Source organism: Nocardioides ultimimeridianus (genome assembly GCF_054777895.1).
This window is the reverse complement of the sequence record NZ_BAAHAB010000010.1, coordinates 148,519-172,379: the sequence shown is the minus strand read 5'-3', so window position 1 is coordinate 172,379 and position 23,861 is coordinate 148,519. Positions and strand designations below refer to the sequence as shown.

The 23,861-nt window shown below is 69.1% G+C and carries 17 protein-coding genes and 1 pseudogene; 6 read left to right on the top strand and 12 right to left on the bottom strand.

What is annotated here, in order from left to right; translation table 11 throughout:
• Positions 1-216 precede the first annotated feature (216 nt).
• Both ACYU8V_RS11445 and ACYU8V_RS11440 read right to left on the bottom strand, forming a co-directional pair.
• Complete coding sequence (locus tag ACYU8V_RS11445; protein WP_460792983.1) at positions 217-1,392, bottom strand: hypothetical protein; 1,176 nt, start codon at positions 1,390-1,392, stop codon at positions 217-219.
• A 252-nt stretch (positions 1,393-1,644) separates the two neighbouring features.
• Positions 1,645-2,160 (bottom strand): annotated as a pseudogene (locus ACYU8V_RS11440) (electron transfer flavoprotein subunit alpha/FixB family protein); the annotation flags it as partial.
• A gap of 36 nt (positions 2,161-2,196) precedes the next feature.
• Between ACYU8V_RS11440 and ACYU8V_RS11435 the strand changes: the two are divergent.
• Positions 2,197-2,541: a hypothetical protein gene (locus tag ACYU8V_RS11435; RefSeq protein ID WP_460792984.1), complete on the top strand. Its 345-nt coding sequence runs from the start codon at positions 2,197-2,199 to the stop codon at positions 2,539-2,541.
• Between the two features lie 55 nt (positions 2,542-2,596).
• Positions 2,597-2,869: a hypothetical protein gene (locus ACYU8V_RS11430; RefSeq protein WP_460792985.1), complete on the top strand. Its 273-nt coding sequence runs from the start codon at positions 2,597-2,599 to the stop codon at positions 2,867-2,869.
• Positions 2,870-2,960: 91 nt separating this feature from the next.
• On the opposite strand, the gene ACYU8V_RS11425 is transcribed toward ACYU8V_RS11430, so the two are convergent.
• From ACYU8V_RS11425 to ACYU8V_RS11410, 4 genes are all read right to left on the bottom strand, one after another.
• Positions 2,961-3,116, bottom strand: a complete 156-nt coding sequence (locus tag ACYU8V_RS11425; RefSeq protein ID WP_460792986.1) for a hypothetical protein — start codon at positions 3,114-3,116, stop codon at positions 2,961-2,963.
• Positions 3,117-3,185: 69 nt separating this feature from the next.
• On the bottom strand, positions 3,186-3,968 hold the full coding sequence (locus ACYU8V_RS11420; RefSeq protein ID WP_460792987.1) for a GAF domain-containing protein: 783 nt from the start codon (positions 3,966-3,968) through the stop codon (positions 3,186-3,188).
• Positions 3,969-4,193: 225 nt separating this feature from the next.
• Positions 4,194-4,688, bottom strand: a complete 495-nt coding sequence (locus ACYU8V_RS11415; protein ID WP_460792988.1) for a hypothetical protein — start codon at positions 4,686-4,688, stop codon at positions 4,194-4,196.
• A gap of 1,218 nt (positions 4,689-5,906) precedes the next feature.
• A complete protein-coding gene (locus ACYU8V_RS11410) occupies positions 5,907-8,186 on the bottom strand; it encodes a cutinase family protein (protein ID WP_460847452.1) in 2,280 nt (759 codons plus the stop codon).
• 919 nt (positions 8,187-9,105) lie between these two features.
• Between ACYU8V_RS11410 and ACYU8V_RS11405 the strand changes: the two genes are divergently transcribed.
• The 4 genes from ACYU8V_RS11405 (at position 9,106) to ACYU8V_RS11390 (ending at position 16,144) form a co-directional block, all read left to right on the top strand.
• Positions 9,106-10,002, top strand: a complete 897-nt coding sequence (locus ACYU8V_RS11405; RefSeq protein ID WP_460847450.1) for a DNA polymerase beta superfamily protein — start codon at positions 9,106-9,108, stop codon at positions 10,000-10,002.
• Positions 10,003-10,571: 569 nt separating this feature from the next.
• Positions 10,572-12,131 (top strand): TROVE domain-containing protein, encoded by a 1,560-nt coding sequence (locus ACYU8V_RS11400; protein ID WP_460847449.1) that lies wholly within the window; start codon positions 10,572-10,574, stop codon positions 12,129-12,131.
• Positions 12,132-12,222: 91 nt separating this feature from the next.
• Positions 12,223-13,635: a 3' terminal RNA ribose 2'-O-methyltransferase Hen1 gene (locus ACYU8V_RS11395; protein ID WP_460847447.1), complete on the top strand. Its 1,413-nt coding sequence runs from the start codon at positions 12,223-12,225 to the stop codon at positions 13,633-13,635.
• Positions 13,628-16,144, top strand: coding sequence for a polynucleotide kinase-phosphatase (locus ACYU8V_RS11390; RefSeq protein WP_460847446.1), 2,517 nt, complete (start codon positions 13,628-13,630; stop codon positions 16,142-16,144). The genes ACYU8V_RS11395 and ACYU8V_RS11390 overlap by 8 nt, the downstream gene beginning before the upstream one ends.
• A gap of 39 nt (positions 16,145-16,183) precedes the next feature.
• Here the strand turns inward: ACYU8V_RS11390 and ACYU8V_RS11385 are convergent, their stop codons facing one another.
• The 6 genes from ACYU8V_RS11385 to ACYU8V_RS11360 form a co-directional block, all read right to left on the bottom strand.
• The gene (locus ACYU8V_RS11385) at positions 16,184-17,119 is read right to left on the bottom strand and encodes a glycine betaine ABC transporter substrate-binding protein (RefSeq protein WP_460847445.1); all 936 of its coding nucleotides are present in this window, start codon (positions 17,117-17,119) and stop codon (positions 16,184-16,186) included.
• Positions 17,116-17,865 (bottom strand): ABC transporter permease, encoded by a 750-nt coding sequence (locus ACYU8V_RS11380; RefSeq protein ID WP_460847442.1) that lies wholly within the window; start codon positions 17,863-17,865, stop codon positions 17,116-17,118. The genes ACYU8V_RS11385 and ACYU8V_RS11380 overlap by 4 nt, the downstream gene beginning before the upstream one ends.
• A complete protein-coding gene (locus ACYU8V_RS11375; protein WP_460847440.1) occupies positions 17,862-18,554 on the bottom strand; it encodes an ABC transporter permease in 693 nt (230 codons plus the stop codon). Before ACYU8V_RS11375 ends, ACYU8V_RS11380 begins: the two co-directional genes overlap by 4 nt.
• Positions 18,551-19,672, bottom strand: a complete 1,122-nt coding sequence (locus ACYU8V_RS11370; protein WP_460847439.1) for an ABC transporter ATP-binding protein — start codon at positions 19,670-19,672, stop codon at positions 18,551-18,553. The genes ACYU8V_RS11375 and ACYU8V_RS11370 overlap by 4 nt, the downstream gene beginning before the upstream one ends.
• An 88-nt stretch (positions 19,673-19,760) precedes the next feature.
• A complete protein-coding gene (locus ACYU8V_RS11365) occupies positions 19,761-20,936 on the bottom strand; it encodes a GGDEF domain-containing protein (protein ID WP_460847438.1) in 1,176 nt (391 codons plus the stop codon).
• Between the two features lie 288 nt (positions 20,937-21,224).
• Positions 21,225-23,855 (bottom strand): YDG domain-containing protein, encoded by a 2,631-nt coding sequence (locus ACYU8V_RS11360; RefSeq protein WP_460847437.1) that lies wholly within the window; start codon positions 23,853-23,855, stop codon positions 21,225-21,227.
• Positions 23,856-23,861 lie beyond the last annotated feature (6 nt).

Sequence of the window (23,861 nt, the reverse complement as noted above, 5' to 3'; positions counted from 1 at the left end):
CCGCCTACTTCACGCAGCCCCGCCGCTGGACCTCAAACCCCACCACCACAGGGGACTCTCCTGCCGTGCCGTGGTGCCAGGCGATGTGCCTCACGTTCGGTGAGACGCGTGACTGGGAGGAGCGTGACTGTACGCGCGGAGGTCCAATCGAGGGTCGTGAAGTGCGGCGCGCACCCCACGGGGGCCAGCCGGTCATCTCGCCCGCGATTCGTGCATTCAGGTCGCTCTCGACCGATATCGTGCATGCGCCGGTCGCTCGGGGGCTGGGGACTCCGTCAACGGCACGGCCCAGATGTGACCTTCGACGAGCGGTACTTTGAGGACGATGGTCTGCCTGATGGCCGCCGCGAACTTCGCGACCTCTGTACGCATGGATTCGTCCGTCATTCCCGCGAATGCCGCGTCCAGGTCGGCCATGGCGGTGCCATGACGGCGGACGCGGCGTTCTTCCGGCGCGAGCCGTTCAATGCAGGCGCGCAGCACCATCTGGACTTCAGGTTCGACGATGAGTTCGCGTCCTAGCGTGCGGCGCAGACAAGCGTTCTCGAGTTCGGCGAGTGGCCCGACCAGGTCATCGCCACGAGCGCTGGCTGACCGGAGAGCGGTCGCCGCATCAAGGAGTCGGCGTAACGTGTGTTCGGCGCTTGTGAAGCGAGCGATCTGCCAACCGATGCCGGTCAGGGTCAGGGTGACGGCGACGGTGACCCAGGTCGAGGTGCCTGGGATCACCAGTTCTGCCAGCGTGCCGAACAGCGCGACCCCTACGAGCACGTGTGCTGATGCGGCCAGCACGTGCGCGACGGTTCTCGGGCGGCCGCGGACAACGCTGAACAGCGGTCGTGTGATCGATGCCGCGGCGCCGATGCTCAGCCCCCCTGCCATGTACGCGAACGCGAAGGCGTCGCCGCGAACTAGCCGTGTATCTGCGTGGGCGTCAAGATGCGCAGCGTACAGCGCGAGTCCGATGCCCGTTGCTGAGCAAGCGGCCACCAGACCGGTCGCGGCATACTCGTACACGGCGGCGGCGCGACGTCCCCAGCGAACACACATCGCCATCAGTTGGGGCCGTCCTGTACTGGCAGCGGTTGTCAGGATGGCGAGGATGAATGCGACTCCGGCACTTGAGGCGAGCGGAACGCTTCCGACCAGGCGGTAGCCGAATCGGCCGGGATGAGCGATGAGCCACGCGGACCCGATCGCCGCAACGGCGGCGTACGTGAGTTGGACGGCGATTGCACCGCGTCGTGATCCACCATGGCGCCCTTCGGGAAACAGGAAGTCGCCACGAAACAGGCTGATGACGTGAGATGCCAGGAGGTCTGGTCGGTCGGCAACTCGCACCGCGCTCTTACGCCGGCCGCGACGAGCAGATGAGATCCGAGCATTCGCCATGGTCGCGCACTCTAGGCGGAAGCGCCGACAGTCGGGCGGCTCCAGGATGCTTGCTTGCGTGTCCGTGACCAGGACAGAGCCAACGCCCGAGTTTGCTCACTTGATCTGGACTCCGTCTCGGCGCTGGACAGGACGAAGTCCTCACGCAGTCGCCGCTCCTCGCGGGACTACTTGGCGCCGAACTCGGGCATGATGACTGTTGATCAGATGGGTACCAATCGCTGAAGTGGTTGCCGCGACGGCCGAGTGTCATCAATGCCTCGTGGTGTTGATGCCCTCGGTGACCTTCGGGAGCACCGTGTGCAGGTCGCCCACGACGCCGAAGTCCACGAGCTCGAAGATCGGGGCCTCCTCGTCCTTGTTGACGGCCACGATGGTCTTCGAGGTCTGCATGCCGGCGCGGTGCTGGATCGCACCGGAGATGCCGTTGGCGACGTACGGCTGCGGCGAGACCGTCTTGGTCGACGGCGGCACGCGAGGCGCCCACGGCGGCACCGAGGGCGTCGGCGAGGGCCTCGACCGCGGTGAAGTCACCGCCGGTGCCACGACCACCGGAGACCACGATGGCGGCCTCGGTGAGCTCGGGGCGACCGGTCGCCTGACGCGGCTGCGAGGCCACGATCTGCGCGGTCTTGGCGGCGTCCGAGATCGTCACGGAGACGTTCTCGACGGTGCCGGCGCCGGCACCCTCCTCCGGAGCGGCGGAGTTCGGCTTGACCGTGATGATCGGCGTCCCTTGGTGACCTTGGCCTTGACCGTGTAGTTGCCGGGGCCTCGACCCACGAGAACCGGACGACTGAGCTGATGCTGGAGCACCTCACCAACCAGGGCGTCGTCGGCCGGCTGGACCCGGTCCTCGTGGACCGTGGCGTCACCGCGGCTGCCGCGGACACGCTGGGCCGTCAGCATGGCCTCGAGCTGCGCCGCGTCGGGTGGGACGACAAGCAGCCGGTGTTCCGTCCCATCCGGCACGCCTGGCGGGTCGAGGTCGCGCGCGGACGGCTCGGCCGCTCCCGGCGACTCGCGAAGTCGTTTGAGAACACCACCACCTCCGCGACCGGCTGGCTCCAGGTCGCGTGCATCGCCACCACCCTGCGCCACCTGTCGCGTGCTCAGGCTCCCCGGCGCGCACTTCCAGCCGCAGCGTGACCGCGCGGGATGCCATGAGCGGACGAATCCGTAAGGGGTCCCCTAGGGTCGCTTCATGACTCAGCCACGGACCGTGTGGGAAGACCAGGGCGGCGTTCTCTCGGGCGGAGGTGGCATGGTGCGCGCTGCCGCGTTTCCGGTCGGCGACGGTGAACGTGGTGGCGTCACCTTCACCGTCAGGGTTCCCGATGGCTTTTTCACGCCGATCGAGGGTGGTGGACTCAGTGCGACCCTGCTGCTCAACCCGGATGAGGCACGCGGCTTCGCCGCTTGGCTGGCCGACGCGGCCGACGCGGCCGACACTGCGGGGCCACCCCTCTACGGCTAGTGGCATCCTCACATCGACATGAGCGTGGGTCTTTCCGGGCCCCTCACTCAGCCGCGAAATGGGACACACCCAGTAAGAATGTTGCGGTGGATCAGCTGGCGATGGCCCGCTTCCGGCGTCGCTGAACGACGATCGATTCCTTGCGCACTGCTTTCGCGGCTTCAGCCCAGATGCGCTGCACCGCGGCAGGCGACGTCACGTCCGCGACCTTGCGTGGTGTCGTCTCCTTGAGGCGAATCTTCGTCACAGCGTCCTCCTCGCCGTCGCGGTCCATGGTACTAGCACGGTGTCCTATTGGTCCGACACAACAACTTGCCTAGGGCCTGTCTGCCTCTGCGTACGCGATTGCCAGGAGGTCCGCGACCAGGAGGACGATTTGGCGGTCGGTGTCGACGAGGTCGCCCGCCTCGGGCGCATCCACAGTGACCATGCCGAATGCGTCTGCGTCGGTGCGGATGGAAGCGGAGATATAGGCATGATAACCGGAGCCGCTGCCTGCGTACGCGACGTTGGTGGCCTCGGCCGTGTCGGGCTCGAACCAGTCACCGCCCGCCGCCACCATCTGGAGCGCATAGTCGCCACGGGCGGTGCCCGACAGAAAGGGTGAGGGCTTGTCGCCGCGACCGGCGTAGGCCACTGCCGACATCCCGCTGGGGTCGAGTTGATAAACAACCGCCCGCAACCGGTTCACATCCTTGAGTAGCAAGGTGAGTGCCCCAACGGCCTGCGTCGCCACGTTCTTCACCTCGGCCTCGCGTTGACGCTTCGTCTTCGCCGGCATTGCCGCAATGAGTTCGGCGACTGGCTGCAAGGCGTCCTTCATTGCGACATGGAGACGGCCCGCCTCGAGTTCAGAGGCCGCCGCGCGGGCCGCCGTACCAACCTCGCGCACGACGAGAAGGAATGCCGATGCCAGACACAGGGCCAGTCCGCCGAGTGCCCACGCCCAGTCCCATCCGTGGAAGTCTTGGCCGAGCGTGATGAAGAAAGTGCCGATCACGGACCCGACCGGTACCGCCGAGGGAACCAGCCACTTCGACTCGACAACGCGCTGAGTGGCGGCATCCCATCCGCGTAAGGAATGCGTTCGGGTGCGCACGCAAGAACCCTAATGGGAGTCGTGATGATCTTCGTTGCTACCCGGCCTCCGCAGCGGATCGCCGCGGGCAGCGGCCTGACCGATCACGACGGGACGGCACTCATTGCCGCTCGGGCCGCGGGGAGGTCCAACGCCATCCCTTCCCGGCGAGCGTCGACGACATCCGGCTCGCCCCCGGTCGCGGGTCCGACCTACGGCGAGTCCTCGCATTGCGTTGACCCGTTCCTATCCGCCGAGCTGGTTGGCGACGGACCAGTTGTCCGCCTTGAGACGATCCAGCGTGTAGTTGAGTTTGCCCCGGTGCGAGACCTCGACCTGGATCACGGGCTGCTCCGGGACGTTCTCGACCGTCCAAGAGAACTCGACGCCATGCTCATCGGCTGTGCCGCCGCTGAGTTGGCCGGTCGCGAGGATCTTTCCTGAGGCGTCGTAGACGGTGACGTCCGCGCCGTCGCGGATGTCGTCGTAGCCGCCGCCCGGACCGGCTGAGCAGGGCTGCGAACGGTTCCTTGTCAGCATCTTGTCCATCTGGTCGAGAGCTTCCCCAGCACTCAGGATCTGGCCGCACCATTCGTGATCCGAGCTCGGATACACCGCGTCGACCAGGAGCGTTCCGCGCAACGTATGGACTGGGTTTCGGGTGCTTGAGTGCCTGCCGGTGAGTGTGAAGATCGCTGCACCGGCAGCCAGGACGATGACCACGCTGGCCGAGACGAGCATGACCAGGGGCCCCCTCGTGCTGGCTGCCGGACCTCGCGGACGCGGAGCTGTGCCCGCGGTCGCTGGTAGGGCGTCGTGGAGACTCGATGCCGTCGACGGAAGGTCGCGTCGACAGAAGGGGCACACGACCGCTTGCACTCGGATGTCGCTGGCGCAGAACGGACAGCGCTTGGTTGCATCGTTGTCCTGGTGAGGCGACGGCTCATTCATGGGCACAGTGTCGATCGCAGGTCGGGGGCCTGAGGGCGAATTCGGCAATTCGCCTACCCGAAGATCGACCGCGTGCCCCAAGCGGCTCGCCTCAGAAGCCGACCGGAGCGGGGGCGGACCCCTTCTGTGCGAGCCGGTATTCCCGACTGTCGGCAACCGGGCGTACCGTCGGAGCCGGTGCAGCAAGGGGTGGCAGATGCCATGGCACCACCACAAACCCCGCTTGGAAGGCATCGGCGGAACGGCGAAGCGCTAGGTGCGCGGAGTACCCCCGCTACAAAGAAAACCGGGTCTGACCTGCGGAAACGCGAGTCGGACCTGGTTCGTTTTTTGACTCGCGAAGCGTTACTCCCCGCTTCGTCGGAAGTGACCGTGAAATCGGCCGCTGAAGGTGGTCCGCTGGCAACCGCTCCGGTCTGTCCGGGCGGTCGACCATGGCAGGCTGCTCACGTGACTCCGTCGACGAGCCACGTCGCATCGCTGTCGTCCCTCCGTGAGAGGTCTGGCCGCACGAGGCACTGAACTTCACTCCGTAGTTGCTCGACAATGGCGACGTCCTGAGCGACATGCTCGGGATGGAACTAAGCCCTCGAAGTTGCCGAGCATCCGGTCGATGACTTCTCGCTCGACCTGATCGGTCGCGACGAATTGACTGGGCGGACCGTGATCGTTGAGGACCAGTTGGGTCCTTCACGACGACGGCACGCTCCGAGATCCAACGGATCAACAAAAGCCCGAGCGGTCTGAACCAGATTGTCGCGGCCTGCGAAGAGGAGATTGGCTATCAGTTGCGGGAGAAGCGCAACTGCGACGCCGCATTCGCATGCATCAGGCTTCGTGATGACGTTCTGACTTGGAAGCCGAACAGGCGATTCGTCTTGACACCCGACGGGATGATGCATGCTGAGGACGACCTGTTCGGCGAGTGATGGGAGCCCGGGTCGGTGTGACCACAGCGGTGATGCTTATGCGCCCCGCCGCGCGACAGTGGGTAGGACTAGATGGTCATCAACCCGCCGGCTTCGTGGGCAGCGCGAACGGCGTAACCGCGGGCGACGTGCCGCCGTCGCCGACCGACCCATACGTGTTCCATCCCCAGCACCACCCTGTGTTATCGGTGCGCACGCCACAGGATGTCGCGCCCGTCACGAGACTGTCCCACCAACCTGGAAGTTGCGCGGGAGTTGTGACTACCGGGCTGGTTGTTCCGCTCCCAACTTCACCATGCGAGTTGGCTCCCCAACACCACGCCGTGCCGTCCGCCTGAATTCCGCAGGTTCGCGCCCAATCCGAAGAGATCGTGGCCCACGATCCGGCAACCTGCGACGGCGACGCCATGATCCCGCCGCTCGTCCCATTCCCAATCTTGCCGTTGGTGTTGTCCCCCCAGCACCAACCCGTTCCGTTCGTTTGCACACCGCAAGTCGATGCAAAGTTGCTGTCAACGTCGCCTGCCGTGTCGAGCATCGACCACAGGCCCGGAAGCGGGCTCGGCGAAGAGACGACCCTGTCAACGCCGGATGAGCCATCGCCGACCTGTCCGACATCGTCGGAGCCCCAACACCACCCTGTGTGGTCGGTCTGGATTCCGCATGTCGTGTATTCGGTTGGTTCGAGGCTGAGCCAGGTACCGGCAAGCTTGTACGGCGTGGTCACGACGTTTCCGCTCATCCCGTTGCCGATCTGACCTGAATAGTTGCTACCCCAACACCAGCCGGTCCCGTCCGTTTGGACCCCACACACTGTCGCTGCACCCGCAGGCCCAGGTTGCAGGTTGAGACTGGTCCACGAGCCGCTCAGTTGCGTCGCCATTCCGACGCTACCGCCGCTGGCGCCATTACCGACCTGGCCAGCAGAGTTGTCCCCCCAGCACCAGGCGGTGTCGTCCGTCCGGATGCCGCAAGTCGACATCCCGTCTGTTGTCAGGCTCCTCCATTGGCCCGGGATAGCCACAGGCGAGGAGACTATGTCACCGGTCGCACCGTTCCCTATGGCGTCGAATCGGTTGTCCCCCCAGCACCAACCCGTGTCGTCGGTCTGCACGCCGCACGTGGCTTCGCCGGTCGTTTCGATCGCGGCCCAAGTTCCAGGCAAGCGCTCCGGCGATCGGACGGACATCGGGTCTCCATTGTTGTCGTAGCCACCGGTTCCGTCACCGACAGCGCCGTATTCGTTGTCCCCCCAACAGAATCCGCTTCCGTCAGTCCCAATGCCGCAGGTGGTGTTGCGACGCGAGCCCGACACGGTCGACCAGGCTGGAGGGCCATCCCCTCGGGCAGGGGCGGCGTAAAGGGCCTCCTGAAAATCGACCGCCTGCCCGCGATGATCCCGAGCCTGGACTGTGATCAAGGTGTACTCAGCGGTGGCCAACCCCTCCAGGGCTCCGGTTGAGGAATTGATGCTTAGACCCGGAGGGCCTGCCTTAAGGCTCCAGGCGTATGGTCCGGATCCGCCATGCGCGTGAAACGAGCCGACAAAGGGCTTCCCGACGGTGCCAGGGACGATGTTGTCATCGATGGTCATGGGCAAAGTGGGGCTCCGGGACATGGTGCGTTTCGCAACATTGGCGGCCGCGACCCGCACAAACGTTGCGTTCTGGCCGACGTACTGGGTGCTGTGGATCCTCAAGCCATGGACGAATCGAATCAGGTCGGTCACCGGATCGGAGGCGATCACGTACGAGAAGTCGCACACCAAGTCCCCATGGTCGCAAACGGAGTGAAACCTTTTCGCCAAACCGTTGGGGATTGCCTTGTGGGCCGCTTTCGAGTTGAAGAGCGCGGCGGTGCGGAAAACTTGCCCAACCCCTTCACCACCACGTGCAGTGCTGTAATTGAGCCCTCCTCGGTAGCGGTCGCCGTCGGCGATCGCAATGACCCCATCGAGGCGGCCGTATCCGATCGCGGTCTGAATCAAAGTTGACCAGATTGCCCGGTGCATGATCATGGCGCCTTGCGAATATCCGGCGAGGATGTAGTGCTCGTGAGGGCAAACAAAAGATCGTTTCCTGAGGAAGTCGAGGGTGTCGCCGAGTCCGTCGTCCAGTCCGTCGAGAAAGTGTCGCCAGGCGGCAGGGCGCCAGAACTGAGAGCTCTTGGTCGGCACCGCGTACGCCGGGTAAGCAATCGGCCGGAACGCGATTCGGCGTCCAGAGACGCCCTTGAGATATGCATGAAGCGCCACGTCGACTGGGCCGCCCATTCCATCGTCACCAGTTGGTGGCGCCGTGGGCCTCAACGGTTCACCTGAGCCGCGAGCACCGAGAAAGATGACATCGACACACGGCATGCCCGGACGAAACTTGCCCTCCCACGGTTGGGTGAGGGCCGGTTCGGCTACTGCTGGGGCGACGCCCGTACTGATGCCTGGGACCGGCAACAGAGCGCCCAGAACAATCGCGAATGCGAACCAACTACTCCACCGCGCCATGCTTCCCCCAGATCAGACTTGCTGTCACCCGGCGTCAGTCAGTATCGCCTTCGGCTCGGGTCGTGGTTCGCCTTTCCCCGATCCGCCTTTCACGGACGATCGCCTAGCTGCCGCAGTTCGGCCGCACGAGCGTCATGACGTCGTCCTCCTGGGACTCGATCTGCCAGCCCGGCCCGTGCTGCTGCTCGATACGAGCGAGGAGCGCACGGAGTTAGCGAGCGAGTCGAAACCGGCCGGAACCGTCACCCGCTTCCGCTCCGGGTCCGGTGGCGGTGTGCCCTCTGGGTGCTTGACGGTGGTCTGGCATATCCTGGTCAGCTTCCATCGCTTGAGGACCCGGCACGTCATCGTGACGGGGATCCCGTCGACGCCCAGCTTGCGGACGAGCGGGTACATCATTTTCCGGCAGGTTCGCGTGGGACAGGTAAGGCGCCGCACGGCTGAGGACCTCGTTCTCCTGCTCGAGGAGTCGGTTGCAGTGCCTCCGCTCACGCAGCTCGGCATTCTCGGTCACGTTCGCCCCGGGCTTCACATCGTCCTCGACGTCGGCGGTCTTCACTCAGCTCGTTAGGCGCGACTCGCTGATGCCGAAGGGGCAGCGATCTGCGTCAGGTGGACACCCTGGATCACGGTTCCGTTGCTGGGGGATCCGCAACGAACGCGCACGCCGCACATGAAGCTCCCAGTCCGGAACGCCCGTGAGTCTGTGGTACGGCTGTTGGAGGCCGCGGTCGAAAGCGTTCGCCCGTCCCGAACGCATGCGGCTACGGTTCGCGACATGGCGCACGCAGCAGAGATCGACGGTGAGCGGTCGCTGCCGCTCGGGTTCGATCATCCGCACGCGTCGGAGGAGGCGCGGGCGATCGCGGAGGCGGGCCTGATCCTGCGTGTGCAGGTCGGGTCCGGCGTACACGGGACGTCCATCAGCGGTCAGGACGATCGCGACGAGATGGGGATCTGCCTGGAGCCGCGGGAGTTCGTCACCGGCCTCGCCCGCGTGCCCCGCGGCATCGAGGGCGAGGCGGAGGTCGAGTTCGAGCAGTTCCAGCGCCACACCGTGTGGGACAAGCCCGGGGGACTCGCGAACCGATCCGGTGCCGGCGATCTCGATGTCGTCGTCTACTCGGCGCGGAAGTGGTGCCGGCTCGCTCTGGCGGGCAACCCGACCGTCCTGCTCGCGCTATTCGTCCCTGACGAGGAGGTTGTGTTCCGCAACGCTGTCGGCGCCGAGCTCGTCGACAACGCCCACCGCTTCGTCTCCAGGCTGGCGGCGGCCCGGTTCCTCGGCTACCTGCAGAGCCAGAAGGCCGCGATGCTCGGTGAGTCCGGTGCCCACACCAACCGGCCGGAGCTCGTCGCCGTGCACGGCTACGACACCAAGTTCGCGATGCATGCCCTGCGGCTGGGCGTACAGGGCGTCGAGCTGCTGCGTACCGGGCGGATCACGCTTCCGGTGCCCGAGCCCGACCTGTCCTTCCTGCGGTCGGTACGCCGCGGCGAGGTCCCGCTGTCCGAGGTGCTGGATGCGCTCGACAGGTCCGAGGCCGCGCTGGTGGCGGCCGGTGACGACGGCGCGGTCCCGGACCAGCCCGATCGGCGGTGGGTCGACGACTGGCTGCACCGGTCGCACATCGCGTACTGGGAGTCGCGCGGCGAGGAGCACCCGGGCCGTTAAATCGCTTGGCCCGGCGCCCCGGCGCGGGCCACACTTCTCTCCGCGGCACCGTGCCGCGAAGAGAAGTCGAGGAGTCCCGGTGACGCGCAAAGAGCAGTTGATGTGGTCGGCCGGCAGGCCTGCCGCGAGCCTGCCGTGCTCGCACCTGGGTCGATGCGAGAACGAGCCCCCGGGGTCTCTCCTGTAGTGCATCCGTGCACCCCAGGGGAGCCGCCCGCTGCTGTCGCAGCCGGCGGCTCTCGTCGTTCCGGGGCGGCCACAACTGAAGACGTCGCAACGCGGCAGTGCCGGTGCGAAGACGAGGGCTACTTCCACTTCTCATGGGGTTGTTGCGGGTTCGAGTCCCGTCACCCGGTTCGGCCGGGTGTAGCTCAAGGGCAGAGCACCACGATCCTTCGTCGACCTCGGTCCTCGGCACTCCGCGTTGCGTCCGGTGTCCGGTGCGCAGACAGCGGCTACTTCGATGACAACGAACTCCTTGTGCTGGAGACGACGCCGCCGTCGCCCCTGTCCTCGGACACCACCCACCCACCACCACCCCACCCAGCCCTCGGAAGGAGGGACATGAGATGAGCAAGTTCAACCTGCGGGGCATCCTCCGCACCGGCACCAGCGGTGTCGTCACCGGTGAGCGCCCCAGCGGCGCCACCTTCGAGGGCGCACCCGGCTACGCACGGGACGCCCAGGGCGAGCTGTTCCTGCTCGCGGTCACCTCCTTCGTCGCCGAGGACACCTTCTACGAGGCGGCCGCGGAGCGGGACGCGCGGCTGCGCGGGCTCGTCGCCCGGGTCGCCGTCGAGGACGGCGACTCGGTGCTGGGGCTCGTGCGCTGGCTGCGCACCGGCGTCAACCTCCGGTCGGTCGCCCTGGTGGTCGCCGCGGAGGCCGTTCGGGCGCGTCTCGCGGCCGGCATCGACGGCGGCAACCGCGGCATCGTGGACGCCGCCCTGGACCGCGCGGACGAGCCGGGCGAGTTCCTGGCCTACTGGGCCGGGCGCTACGGCCGGGCGTTCCCGAAGCCGGTCAAGCGGGGTGTGGCCGACGCCGCGACGCGCCTCTACACCGAGCGCTCCCTGGTCAAGTACGACGGACAGGCCCGGGGATTCCGGTTCGCCGACGTACTCGAGCTGACCCACCCGTCGCCGCGGGACGACCGGCAGAGCGCGCTGTTCCGGCACGCGCTCGATCGCCGTCACGACCGGGCCGACGCGATCCCCGACCAGCTCGGGGTGCTGCAGGCTCGGCAGCGTCTGCTGTCGCTGCCGGTGGAGCAGCGGCGTGCCGTTCTCACGCAGGATGAGCAGGCCCTGGCGGCGGCCGCGATGACCTGGGAGCAGGTCGCCGGCTGGCTGCAGGGTCCGCTGGACGCGTCGGCGTGGGAGGCGCTGATCCCCTCGATGGGCTACATGGCGCTGCTGCGCAACCTGCGCAACTTCGACGAGGCGGGAGTCTCGGACGAGGTCGCGGTCCGGGTGGCGGCGCGGCTGGCCGATCCGGGCGAGGTCTCCCGTTCGCGGCAGCTGCCGCTGCGGTTCCTCGCGGCGTACCGCACGGCGCCCTCGCTCCGCTGGGGCTGGGCGCTGGAGCAGGCGCTGCAGGCGAGCCTCGCCTCGGTGCCGTCGCTGCCCGGGCGGACGCTGGTGCTCGTGGACCGCTCCGGGTCGATGTTCACCCGGCTGTCCCGGCGTTCGACGGTCACCCGTGCGGACGCGGCGGCCGTGTTCGGCGCGGCCCTGGCCGTTCGTGCGGGCACGGCGGACCTCGTGGAGTTCGGCACCGACAACCGTGCGGTCCGGATCCAACGCGGTGAGTCGGTGCTGGCGCTGGCGGGCCGGTTCGGCAACCTCGGTGGCACCAACACCGCGGACGCCGTACGCCGGCACTACCGGGCCCACGACCGGGTCGTGATCGTCACCGACGAGCAGGCCTGGGCCGGTTGGCGGGGCGCGGAGCCGACGAAGGCGGTTCCCGAGAGGGTGCCGGTGTACACGTTCAACCTCGCCGGCTACCAGTACGGCCACGGCCCGTCCGGTGCCGGCAACCGGCACACGTTCGGTGGCCTGAGCGATCAGGGCTTCGCCGCGATCCCGCTCGTCGAGGCGGGACGCGACCAGCACTGGCCGTTCTGATCGGTACGGCGGCCGCCCCCTGCGGGCGGTCGCCGTACCGATGCCTTCCGAATCCACCCACCCGACTTCCGACGTCAGACAGGATGGCGCTGTGCTGCTGACCGTGACGACCACCCACCAGCCGGCGACCGACCTCGGCTACCTGCTGCACAAGCACCCCGACCGCGTGCAGGAGTTCACCCAGTCGTTCGGCACGGTCACCGTCTTCTACCCGGAGGCCGGTGAGGAGCGCTGCACCGTCGCGCTGATGCTCGACGTGGACCCCGTCCGGCTCGCCCGGTCGCGGGGCAAGAACGCTCCCGACTTCAGCCTAGGGCAGTACGTCAACGACCGCTCGTACGCCGCCTCGTCGCTGCTCGGCGTCGCCATGGCCGACGTCTTCAGCACCGCACGCAGCGGTCGCTGCAACGCGCGCCAGGAGCTCGCCGACTCCGCCATCCCGCTGGAGATCGCCATCCCGGTGCTGCCGTGCCGGGGCGGGAGCGACATCGCCCACCGGCTCTTCGCGCCCCTGGGCTGGACCGTCGAGGCCGAGCCGATCCCGCTGGACGAGGCGTTCGCGGAGTGGGGCGACTCCCGCTACGTCCGGCTCCGCCTGACGGGCACCGTCCGGCTCGCCGACGCCCTCAACCAGCTGCACGTGCTGCTGCCGGTGCTCGACGAGTCCAAGCACTACTGGCAGGGGCCGGACGAGGTCGACAAGCTCCTCCGCTCGGGGGAGGGGTGGCTCGCCGGCCACCCGGACGCGGGCCTGATCACCCGCCGCTACCTGGGTCGTCGCGCCGCGCTCACGCGCGTGGCGCTCTCCCGGCTGGCCGAGCTCGGCGACGAGGTCGAGGAGGCCATCGAGCCGGCCGAGGACGAGGAGGTCCTGCAGCCCGCGGCGAAGCGGGTGCCGCTCAACACCCAGCGGCACGAGGCCGTGCACCAGGTGCTGCTCGACCTCGGCGCGCGCTCGGTCATCGACCTGGGCTGCGGCCCCGGCCAGTTCCTCGACCGGCTGGTCAGGACACCGGGGTTCGCGCGCGTCGCCGGCAGCGACGTCTCGACCCGCTCGCTCCAGCACGCCGCCCGGCGGCTGCACCTGGACCGGATGGGCGAGCGGCAGGCCGAGCGCGTCCAGCTGTTCCAGGGCGCGCTCACCTACGAGGACGAGCGGTACGCCGGCTTCGACGCCGCCGTGCTGATGGAGGTCGTCGAGCACGTGGACCCGCCGCGGCTCGGCGCCCTCGAGCGCGTCGTCTTCGGGGCGGCGAAGCCGGGCGCGGTCGTCGTGACCACCCCCAACGGCGAGTACAACGTGCTCTACGACGGCCTGGTCGGGATGCGGCACCCGGACCACCGCTTCGAGTGGTCCCGCGAGGAGTTCGCCGCGTGGTCGGACCGCGTCGCGGCGACGTACGGCTACACCGTCGAGCGCCGTGGCATCGGCGAGCGCGACGAGACCCTCGGCACCCCCACCCAGATGGCGATCTTCACCCGGAAGGAGAGCACCGATGACTGACACCGCGCAGCGGCGGATCACCGTCCCGGCGATGGGCCTGGTCGTCCTCGTCGGTGTGTCCGGAAGCGGCAAGTCCACCTTCGCGCGCACGCACTTCAAGCCCACCGAGGTGATCTCCAGCGACTTCTGCCGCGGCCTGGTGGCCGACGACGAGAACGACCAGTCCGCCACCCCGGACGCCTTCGACGTCCTGCACTACATCGTCGGGACTCGCCTGCGCCGCGGGCTCCTCACCGTCGTCGACGCCACCAACGTGCAGCAGACAGCCCGCGCCTCGCTGATCGCGCTGGCCCGGAGCCACGACGTCCTCGTCGACGCCATCGTGATCGACGTACCCGAGGACGTCGCGATCGAGCGCAACCGGCTGCGGCCCGACCGCGACTTCGGCCGGCATGTCGTGGCCCGGCAGCACCGCGACCTCAAGCGGTCCGTCCGGCGCCTCGCCAAGGAGGGGTTCCGCCGGGTCCACGTGCTGCACGGCACCGACGAGGTCGAGGGCGCCGAGATCGTCCGCGAGCGGCCCTGGAACGACCGGCGGGAGGTCCACGGTCCCTTCGACATCATCGGCGACGTCCACGGCTGCGCCTCCGAGCTCCGCACGCTGCTGACCCGCCTCGGCTGGCGGATCGAGTACGACGGCGCGGATGCCGTCGGGGCGACGCATCCCGAGGGTCGCCAGGCCGTCTTCGTCGGGGACCTGGTCGACCGCGGTCCGGACACCCCCGGGGTGCTGCGCCTGGTCATGGGCATGGTCGCCGCGGGCACCGCCCTGTGCGTGTCCGGCAACCACGAGGCCAAGCTCGTGCGGGCGCTCAAGGGCTCGAAGGTGACGGTGTCGCACGGTCTGGCCGAGTCGCTCGCCCAGCTGCAGGCCGGCTCCGAGGACTTCGTCGCGCGGGCGCTCGCGTTCATGGACGGGCTGATCAGCCACTACGTCCTCGACGACGGCCGGCTGGTCGTGGCCCACGCCGGACTCAAGGAGTCGTACCACGGCCGGTCCTCGGGCCGGGTGCGCGCCTTCGCCCTGTACGGCGACACCACCGGCGAGACCGACGAGTACGGGCTGCCGGTCCGCTACCCGTGGGCACAGGACTACCGCGGGCAGGCGATGGTCGTCTACGGGCACACGCCGGTCCCGAAGGCGGAGTGGATCAACAACACCATCTGCCTCGACACCGGGGTCGTGTTCGGCGGCGAGCTGACGGCGCTGCGCTATCCCGAGCGGGAGATCGTCGCCGTACCTGCCGAGCAGCAGTGGTACGAGCCGGTGCGGCCGCTCGCCCCCTCGACCTCCGCCCGCGAGGCGACGGTCCTGCGCATCGACGACGTCGCCGGCACGCGCTGGCTCGAGACCACGCACGCCGGCAAGGTCAAGATCCCCGAGGAGAACGCCGCCGCCGCGCTGGAGATCATGAGCCGCTTCGCCGTCGACCCGCGCTGGCTGATCTACCTGCCGCCGACGATGTCGCCGGTCGCGACCTCGAGGATCGAGGGCTACCTGGAGCACCCCGAGCAGGCCTTCGAGGAGTACGCCGGCTGGGGAGTCACCCGCGTGGTGTGCGAGGAGAAGCACATGGGCTCGCGGGCCGTCGCCGTCATCGCCAAGGACGCCGAGACGGCCGAGCGCCGCTTCGGTGTCGGCGATGGCAGCACCGGTGTCGTCTACACGCGGACCGGCCGGCCGTTCTTCGACGACACGACCGAGCTGGTCGACCGGCTCCGCGTCGCGGCCCGGCCGCTCCTCGAGTCGCTCGACAGCGACTGGGTCGCGCTGGACTGCGAGCTGCTGCCGTGGTCGGCCAAGGCCATCGACCTGATCAAGGCCCAGTACGCGTCAGTGGGGGCCGCCGCGCGCGGCGCGCTGCCGGAGGTCCTCGACGTGCTGGCGCAGGCGCAGGACCGCGGACTCGACGTCTCCGCCCTCGCGGACAGGTCCCGGCGCCGACTCGCGAACGCGGGTGCGTTCCGCGACGCCTACGCGGCCTACGTCCGGCCCACCGACGGCCTCGAGGGCGTCACGCTCGCGCCCTTCCAGATCCTCGCGGCGGAGGGCCGGGCACTCGCACTCACCGAGTCTCACGAGTGGCACCTCGCGGAGCTCGCCAGGCTGCAGGGCGAGCTGATCACCCCGACCCGGCACCGATTCGTCGACCTCTCCTCGCCCGGCGAGCGGGAGGCGGCCACGCAGTGGTGGCTGGACCTCACCGCGGGCGGGGGAGAGGGCATGGTCGTCAAGCCCGCGCACCTGACCGAGGGCCGGGTCCAGCCCGGCATCAAGGTGCGCGGCCGCGAGTACCTGCGGATCATCTACGGGCCCGACTACACCGACTCCCTCGACGTACTCCGGAACCGGTCGCTGGGCAAGAAGCGCCAGCTCGCCCAGCGCGAGCACGGTCTCGGCATCGAGGCGCTCACCGCGTTCGTCGAGCACGAGCCGCTGTGGAAGGTGCACCAGGCCGTGTTCGCCGTACTGGCGCTGGAGTCGGAGCCGGTCGACCCGCGGCTCTGACGGATCGGGGCCGGACGGCCCCGATCCGTCGACCAGGGACTAGCTCGCCGCCTTCGCCAGGTCGGCGATCGAGGTCAGGTGGTACTTGTCGGCGGTGGCCTGGGTGACGACCACGGCGTCGCTGTCCTGGGCCTCGGAGTACTTCAGCGCCTTCAGGCTCGCGGGAAGTGCCTTCTGCAGCGCCGCGTAGACGTCGGCCGGGGCGGAGGCGGTGGCCTTCGGGTCCAGGTAGGTGAGGGCGGTGCCGGTGTACTCGGCGAAGAGGTCCAGCGAGCCGGACTCCAGGGCCGGGAAGTACTTCTCCCGGCTGCCGATGTTGAGCTTGGTGCTGATCTGCGCGCCCTGGTCGGTGAGCGCCTCGGCGTAGATCTCGGCGAGGACGACGTTCTCGGGGAAGTTCGCGGAGCCGACCGTGAGGCTGGTGCCGGCCGCCGCCGTGCCCTTGCCCGCCAGACCGTTCTCGCTGAGCCACGCGGACGCCACGTCGGCCGGGTCCTCCTTGTCGTTCTGCACCTTGCCGACCAGCTCGGTGAGCCCCGCGGTCGTCAGCTTGGACGAGATCGCCTCGAGCGTGGACGTGACGCCGGGGGTGGCGAGCTTGGCGTTGATGATCGGCACGATGTTCTGGGCCGCGAAGACGCTCTTGGGGTCCTGGAGGATCACGAAGTGGTTCGCGGCGATCGACGGGTCGGTGGTGAACAGGTCGGCGGCGTCGATCTGGCCGTGCAGCAGCGCGTTGACGGTCACCGGGCCGCCGGTGTCGGTCACGGTGAACTTGCCGAACTCGACGCCGTACTTGTCCTTCAGGCCCGGCAGGCCGGTCGCGCGCGTCTTGAACTCCGCGGGGCCGCCGAAGATCAGGTTCGACGCGACCGTCCCGCCGGTGTTGTCGGCTGCGGTGTTGTTGCTGCCGCAGCCCGCCAGCGTGAGCCCGGTGAGGAGGGCGAGTCCGGTGGCGATGATCTGCTTCTTCATGATGTTGCTCCTTCGACGGGTCCTGGGAGATGGGCCTGGCGTGTCCTGGTCGAGAACCTACGGGTGATGCCACGGGAGACGGCGTACCTCTGCACCACGGCGAGCAGCAGGTCGACGAGAAGGGCGAGTGCGGCGACGAGTACGGCGCCGCCGATCATCTGCGGGTAGTCCTGCTGGGCGAGACCGTCGTAGATGAACCGGCCGAGCCCGCCGAGCGTCACGTACGACGCGATGGTCGTCGTGGCGATCACCTGCAGGGTGGCCGAGCGGAGCCCGGAGAAGATCAGCGGCAGGCTGCTGGGGAGCTCGACCCTGGTGAGCACCTGGCGGCCGGTCATGCCCATACCGTAGGCGGCGTCACGGACACTCGGGTCGACGTTCTGGATCCCGGCGAACGTGTTGGCCAGGATCGGCGGGACCGCCAGCAGGACCAGCACGGCCTCGGTCGGGATCAGGTAGCCGGCGTCGGTGCGCCCGTAGAAGTGCGGGGCGATGATCACGACCAGCAGCACCAGGATGCCCACGGTCGGCAGCGCGCGGACGGTGTTCACGATCGTCACCAGCGAGGTGGCGCGGCCGGTGTGGCCGATGACGAGGCCCAGCGGGAGCGCGATGACCAGGGCGATGCCGAGTGCCATCGCCGAGAAGAGCAGGTGGGCCTGGATCTGGGTCCAGATGCCGGTGTCGAAGCGGGTGTCGGACCAGTGGGCCGGGTCGGTCAGCCAGCCGAACGTGTCGTTGATCATCGCTGCACCGCCTTCCGCCACGGCGTCAGCAGCCGCTCGAGCAGGACGACGGCGAGGTCGAGGACGAGCGCGAGCAGCACGCACAGCACGATGCCGAGCACGATCGGCGGGTAGTAGGGCTGGTTCGTGGACAGCTTGAAGCCCTGGTCGAACAGCGCGCCGAGGTTCGCCATCCCGATCGTGCCGGCGATGGCGACGATGCTGACGTTGGCGACGACGGCCACGCGCACGCCGGCGCTGATGACCGGGACGGCGATGGGCAGCTCGACCTTGAACAGCCGGCCCCACCGGGTGAACCCGAGCGCGGTGGCGGCCTGCAGGGTGTCCTCGGGCACGGCGGCCAGGCCGTCGGCGACGACCCGGACCAGCAGCGCGACCGAGTAGACGGTCAGCGCGATGGGCACCTGCAGCGGGCTCAGCGGATCGAGGCCGAGGGCAGGCGGGACCAGCACGAACAGCGCGATCGACGGGATCGTGTAGAGCAGCCCGGTCACCGTCATCAGCGGCGGGTAGAGGATCTTGTAGCGCCGCGCCAGCCACCCCAGCGGCAGCGACAGGACGAGCCCGGCCAGCACCGGTACGACGGACAGCCAGGTGTGCGCCCACAGCCAGCCCAGATCCTCGGACATGTGGTCGTGGAAGTAGGCGACGAAGGCCCAGGGCGACGAGCTGGCCGCGAGCACGGTCATGACGCGGGCGCCTCGCGCTGCTCGATCAGGGAGATCACGTCGCCGAGGCCCGTCGTACCGAGCAGGCGTCCGTCGTCGTCGACCACGACGCCGCGCCCGGAGGGCGAGGACAGGCAGGCGTCGAGCGCGGCGCGCAGGGAGCTGCCCTGGACGACGGTGGTGCCGCTGCGGTTGATCCGGCCGTCCTCCGCGTCGCCCTGGTCGCCCTGGTCGCCGGCGGACAGGTCGACCCAGCCCAGGGGAGCGCCGGCGTCGTCGACGACGAGGATCCAGGCCCCGTCGCGTCCGGAGGCGGCTGCGGCGCTGGCGGGAGGGAGGGCAGCACCGTGGAGGACCGTCGGCTCGTCCTGCGTCGGCAGCACGGCACCGTCGGTGAAGCCGAGCGCGCGATAGCCGCGGTCGCGGCCGACGAACCCCGCCACGAAGGCGTCGGCCGGACGGGCGAGCAGCTCGGCCGGCGTCGCGAGCTGCGCGAGCCGTCCGCCGTGCTGCATGACCGCGATCTGGTCACCGAGCTTGATCGCCTCGTCGATGTCGTGGGTGACGAACGCGATCGTCTTGCCCAGGTCCGCCTGCAGGGCGAGGAGCTCGTCCTGGAGCTGCTCGCGCACCACCGGGTCGACGGCGGAGAAGGGCTCGTCCATCAGCAGGACCGGCGGGTCGGCGGCCAGCGCGCGGGCGACGCCGACGCGCTGCTGCTGCCCGCCCGAGAGCTGCGCCGGGTAGCGCTTCGCGAAGTGGCTCGGCAGGCCGACCCGCTCGAGCAGCTCGGCGGCGTGGGCGCGTGCCTCGCGCCTGCCCTGGCCGAGCAGGTAGGGCACCGTCGCCACGTTGTCGATGATCGTGCGGTGCGGGAACAGCCCGGCGTGCTGGATGACGTAGCCGATCCGGCGGCGCAGCTCGTGCGTGGCGAGGGTCTCCGCGTCGATGCCGCCGATCTCGATGCTGCCCGAGGTCGGCTCGACCATCCGGTTGATCATCCGCAGGCTCGTCGTCTTGCCGCACCCCGAGGGCCCGACGAAGACGGTGATCTGCCCGGCGGGCGCCTCCATCGTCAGGTCGTCGACGGCGACGGTCCCATCCGGGTAGCTCTTGGTGACATGACTGAAGCGGATCATCGAACGGCCTCCTGGAGCCGGCTTCGGGGGCGCGGCCGCTGGCAATGCCGGCAACCCTAGCGGGCCGCGCGGACAGGATCAGGTCGCGTCAGCCGCGCACGGCGCAGTTGCGACCCGATCGCTTGGCCCGGTACAGGGCCTGGTCGGCGCGGTCGAGCAGGGTGGCGATGGAGGTGTCGTCGGTGGCGGGGGCGATGCCGATGCTGAAGGTCGGGATCCGGCCGTCGGACAGGTGCACCGAGCGCTCGAACGCCTCGACCATCGCGTCCAGCTGCCGCTCGGCGTCGTCGACGGAGGCCGCCGGGAAGAGCAGCGCGAACTCGTCTCCGCCGAGCCGGCCGCAGATGCCGGCGCGCCCGACGGTGGCCTGCGCGGCGTGGCCGAGCGCACGCAGTACGTCGTCGCCGGCGCGGTGCCCGAGCTGGTCGTTGACGTCCTTGAAGTGGTCGAAGTCGACCATCGCCGCGACGGTCACCTCGCCCTGGCGGGCCAGGTGCGGCAGGGCTGCGGCGGCGTACCGACGGAACTCCTGGGCCCGCATGAGGCCGGTCAGCTGGTCGTAGAGGGCGCGCTGCCGCAGGTCGGCCAGCTGCTGCAGCGTGCTCAGCGAGGACATGCTGAACGACACGGTGGCCAGCTGGATGATCAGCAGCAGCGTCGTGGGTCCGGCGCCGAAGTACGTGGTGAAGGTGTGGCTGAACGGCCCCACCCAGAGGTACGCCGCCGCGCGGGCCGCGTAGTAGACCGCCAGCAGCCCGGAGGCGTAGCGGAGGGCCGCGACGAGGACGAGCAGGCCCTGTCCATCGGTCTCGCGGCGGTCGGTGGTCCGCTCGGTCAGCGAGCGTGCGGCCGCGCGCATCTCCAGGCTGGCCCCGGCGAAGCCCGCGCTCATCAGCACCAGGAAGGTCAGCCCGCCGGCCCAGGTGTTGTGGGCCGGGTCGTCGAGGGCGCCGGCGATGACGGCGAGCGCAGGTCCGACCAGGAGCAGGCGCCGCGGCAGTGGGCGCGTGTGCAGGGACCGCGCGCCGCACCAGGCCGCCTCCGCCCCCGCCACGGCCAGCCCGCTGCCGAGCGGGTTGAGGACCGCCTGCCCGTGCGTCCCGTTGCCGAGGAAGGCCACGGCGCTGCACAGGAACAGGGTGAGCGCGAGGGTCCACCATCCCGAGAACGGGGCCCGGGTCGGGCGGTAGGCCGCCGCGTAGAAGAGCACGACGAGGACGGCCGCGAGCATCGCGAATGCGATGCGCAGTGTCGCAACGTCCACCGTCGTGCCGCCCTTCGCATGGCGCCCGTGCCTGCTGTCTCGTCCGGTCCCATCGGCGGCCGGATCGGCTCCCTGAGCGATGGGCGACGCGTACCTGACGAGGTCGCGGAGGGCTGCGAAAAAGCAAGAGACCGGCCAGGCGTCTCGGGTCACCTGGCCGGTCAGGAAGAGCATGCCGCGCCGTCCCGGCCGTTGTCACGAGAATCGCGTGATCCAGCGGATCCGAGGACAGCAGTCGGCCCCCGCCCGGAGCGATCCGGGCGGGGGCCGACGAGGTGGTGCTGGTGGCTACTTCGTGACCTGGAAGTACGCCGGGCCGATCGTGCTGCCGTCGACCGTGGTGACCTTGACGGAGTAGCAGCCGACCGTGGTCGGGGTCTTCCAGTTCTGGATGTACTGGCCGCCCGTGGTGTCGTAGCGCAGCGAGGTGCTGCCGGTCGTGGTCATCTCGACCGCGTCGACCGGGGCGCTGGTGTTGCACGCCACGGTGCTGACGCTGAACGCGTTCGCCGCAAAGATCGACAGCGTGGTCTGGTTGACCCCGTTGGCGTCCGCCTCGTTGAACTTCAGCGGGACGGTCTGACCACCCTTGATCTTGTTGAACACCCCGTTCATGTCGACCGGCTGGTAGAAGCCGGTGCCGACGTACGCCGCGGTGATCTTCGCGGTGGCCGTCGCCGTGGTGTTCGTCAGGTGGTAGTTGCCGGCGTCGGTGCCGCTGATGGCGAGGTTGGTCGAGGTGACCGTCCAGGTGCCCACGCTCGAGCTGCTGAACGTGCCGGTGCCGGTGACGTTCACGACGTCGCCGCTGATGACGCCGCCCAGGGTCGGGTGGATGACGGCCGTGGTGGTGCCGTCCCAGACCTTGTTGTCCGCGGTGATGCTGGCGGTGACGTCCTTCGCGGAGATGTTGGCCGTGGTCGTGCCGAAGGTCGGGGCGAGGACGTACTGCGGCGCCCGTGCACCGGTCAGGCTGAACGTGCCGTTCACGATCTTGGCGGTTCCCACGTTCCGGTCGATGAACGCGACCGGGTCGACGACCAGGCTGACGTCCTCGTGGTTGACGACGTTGGTGAGCGCCGTCGAGTGGACGGTCGCGGTGGTGGTGCGGTCGTACACCTTGTTGTCCACGGTGAAGGAGCCGCTCGTCATCCGCTGGTAGATGCTCGCGTCGTGGCTGACCGAGGTGCCGGCGCCGAGGGTGTAGTCGCCGAGCGCGTTGTCGGTCAGGTGGACCGTGGCCGTGACCGTGTGAGCGCCCACGTCGGTCCCGTCGAACGAGGCGGAGGTGATGGCCACGCCCACCGTGTCGGGGGAGACGACGTCGCCGTCGGTCAGGTGCACGCTGACGTCGGTGGCGTCGGTGGTGCCGTCGTACTCCTTGTCGCCGGCGTACAGGACCGCCGTCACGAGCCGCGGGTTGATCGTGGCGGTCGTGGTGATGGCGTCGTCGGAGAGCGTGTAGTTGTCGGCCGCGGAGCCGGACAGCCCGGCACCGGTGAGCGTGACGTCCTGGGTCCCGGCGTCCTTGGTGGCGAACGCGGCGGAGCCGCCCGTGAGGTCCACGTCGTCACCGGGCACCGCGTCGGTCAGGGACTCGTCGGTGATGGCGGCGTCGGTCGTGCCGTCGTACGCCTTGTCCGCGGCGGTGAACGCACCGTGCACGAGCAGGCGGTCGATGGTGAGCTGGCCGGTGACCGAGCCGGAGTAGTTCGCGTCGACCACCGTGGCGGTGAAGTCGTAGGTGCCCGCGTTGGTCGGAGCGGCGACGTCGGTGCCGTTCTGGCTGTAGGTCACCTCGACCGTCAGCCCGTCCGGGGTCGTGGACGTCGTGATGGCGTGAGCGTTGCCGTCGTAGGTCTGCTCGAGGTCGGAGACGTCGAGCGTGGCGCCGGCCTTGTTGATGGCGAAGGTGTGTACGACGTCGGTGGCGGCGTCGTAGTCGCCGTTGCCGGCCTGGCTCGCGGTGATGGTGCACGAGCCGGCGCCGGTCAGCTGGACGGTGGAGCCGGTCATCGTGCAGTTGCCGCCCGCGGCGAATGTCACCGCGAGTCCCGAGTCGGACGTGGCGCTGACGTCGAAGCTGCCGTCGCCGTAGGTCTTGTCGGAGGGCGCCGCGAAGGTGATCGTCTGGGCGGCCTTCGCGATGGAGAAGGACTGGGCGACGTCGGTGGCGGCGGTGTAGCCGTTGCCTGCTGCCTGGTGGGCGGTGACGGTGCAGGAGCCGGCGTGGTCGAGGTGGACCTGGGTGCCGCTCACGATGTGGCAGTCGCCCGAGGCGGTGTAGGTGATCGGGTTCGCGCTGCTCGTGGACGTGGCGCCGAGGCCGAAGTCGGGGTCACCGAAGGTCTTGTCGTCGAGGGCGCCGAAGGTGAGCACCTGGGTGCCGCCGGTGATCGTGACCACGGGGGACGCGAGGACGGGCTCGGCGTTGCTGCTGCTCGCGGTGCCCTTGAACGCGGTCGTGGTCCAGGTCTGGGCTCCGGCGCCGCTGGCGTGCGCGGTGACGTGGACGTCGAGCCAGTCGCTGTCGACCAGGCCGTGCGACGCGTTCGGCGTGGAGAACACCACCGTGTTCGGGCTCTCGACGGTCTGCGACCACGGCTGACCGAACGACGGGGCGGAGTAGTGGAAGCTGCCGGGCACGACGTTGACGTTGTCGAACCCCGCGGGGACGGCGACCTTGATCAGCGACGCGGCGTTGCCCGTGAGGTCGCCGGCGGCGATGTGCAGGTCGAACTCGGTGGTCGAGCCGCCGATGACGCTGGTCGGGGTCACGGTGGCGGTGACGGCGTTCGTGCCGGTCGGCGCGGCGTGGGCCGCGGACGTGCCGGCGGCGAGGGCGCCGACGCCCAGGACGCTGACGGCGACCGCGGAGACGAGGCGCCGGGTCCGGCGCGGAGGTGCGTACAAGGACATGGAGGT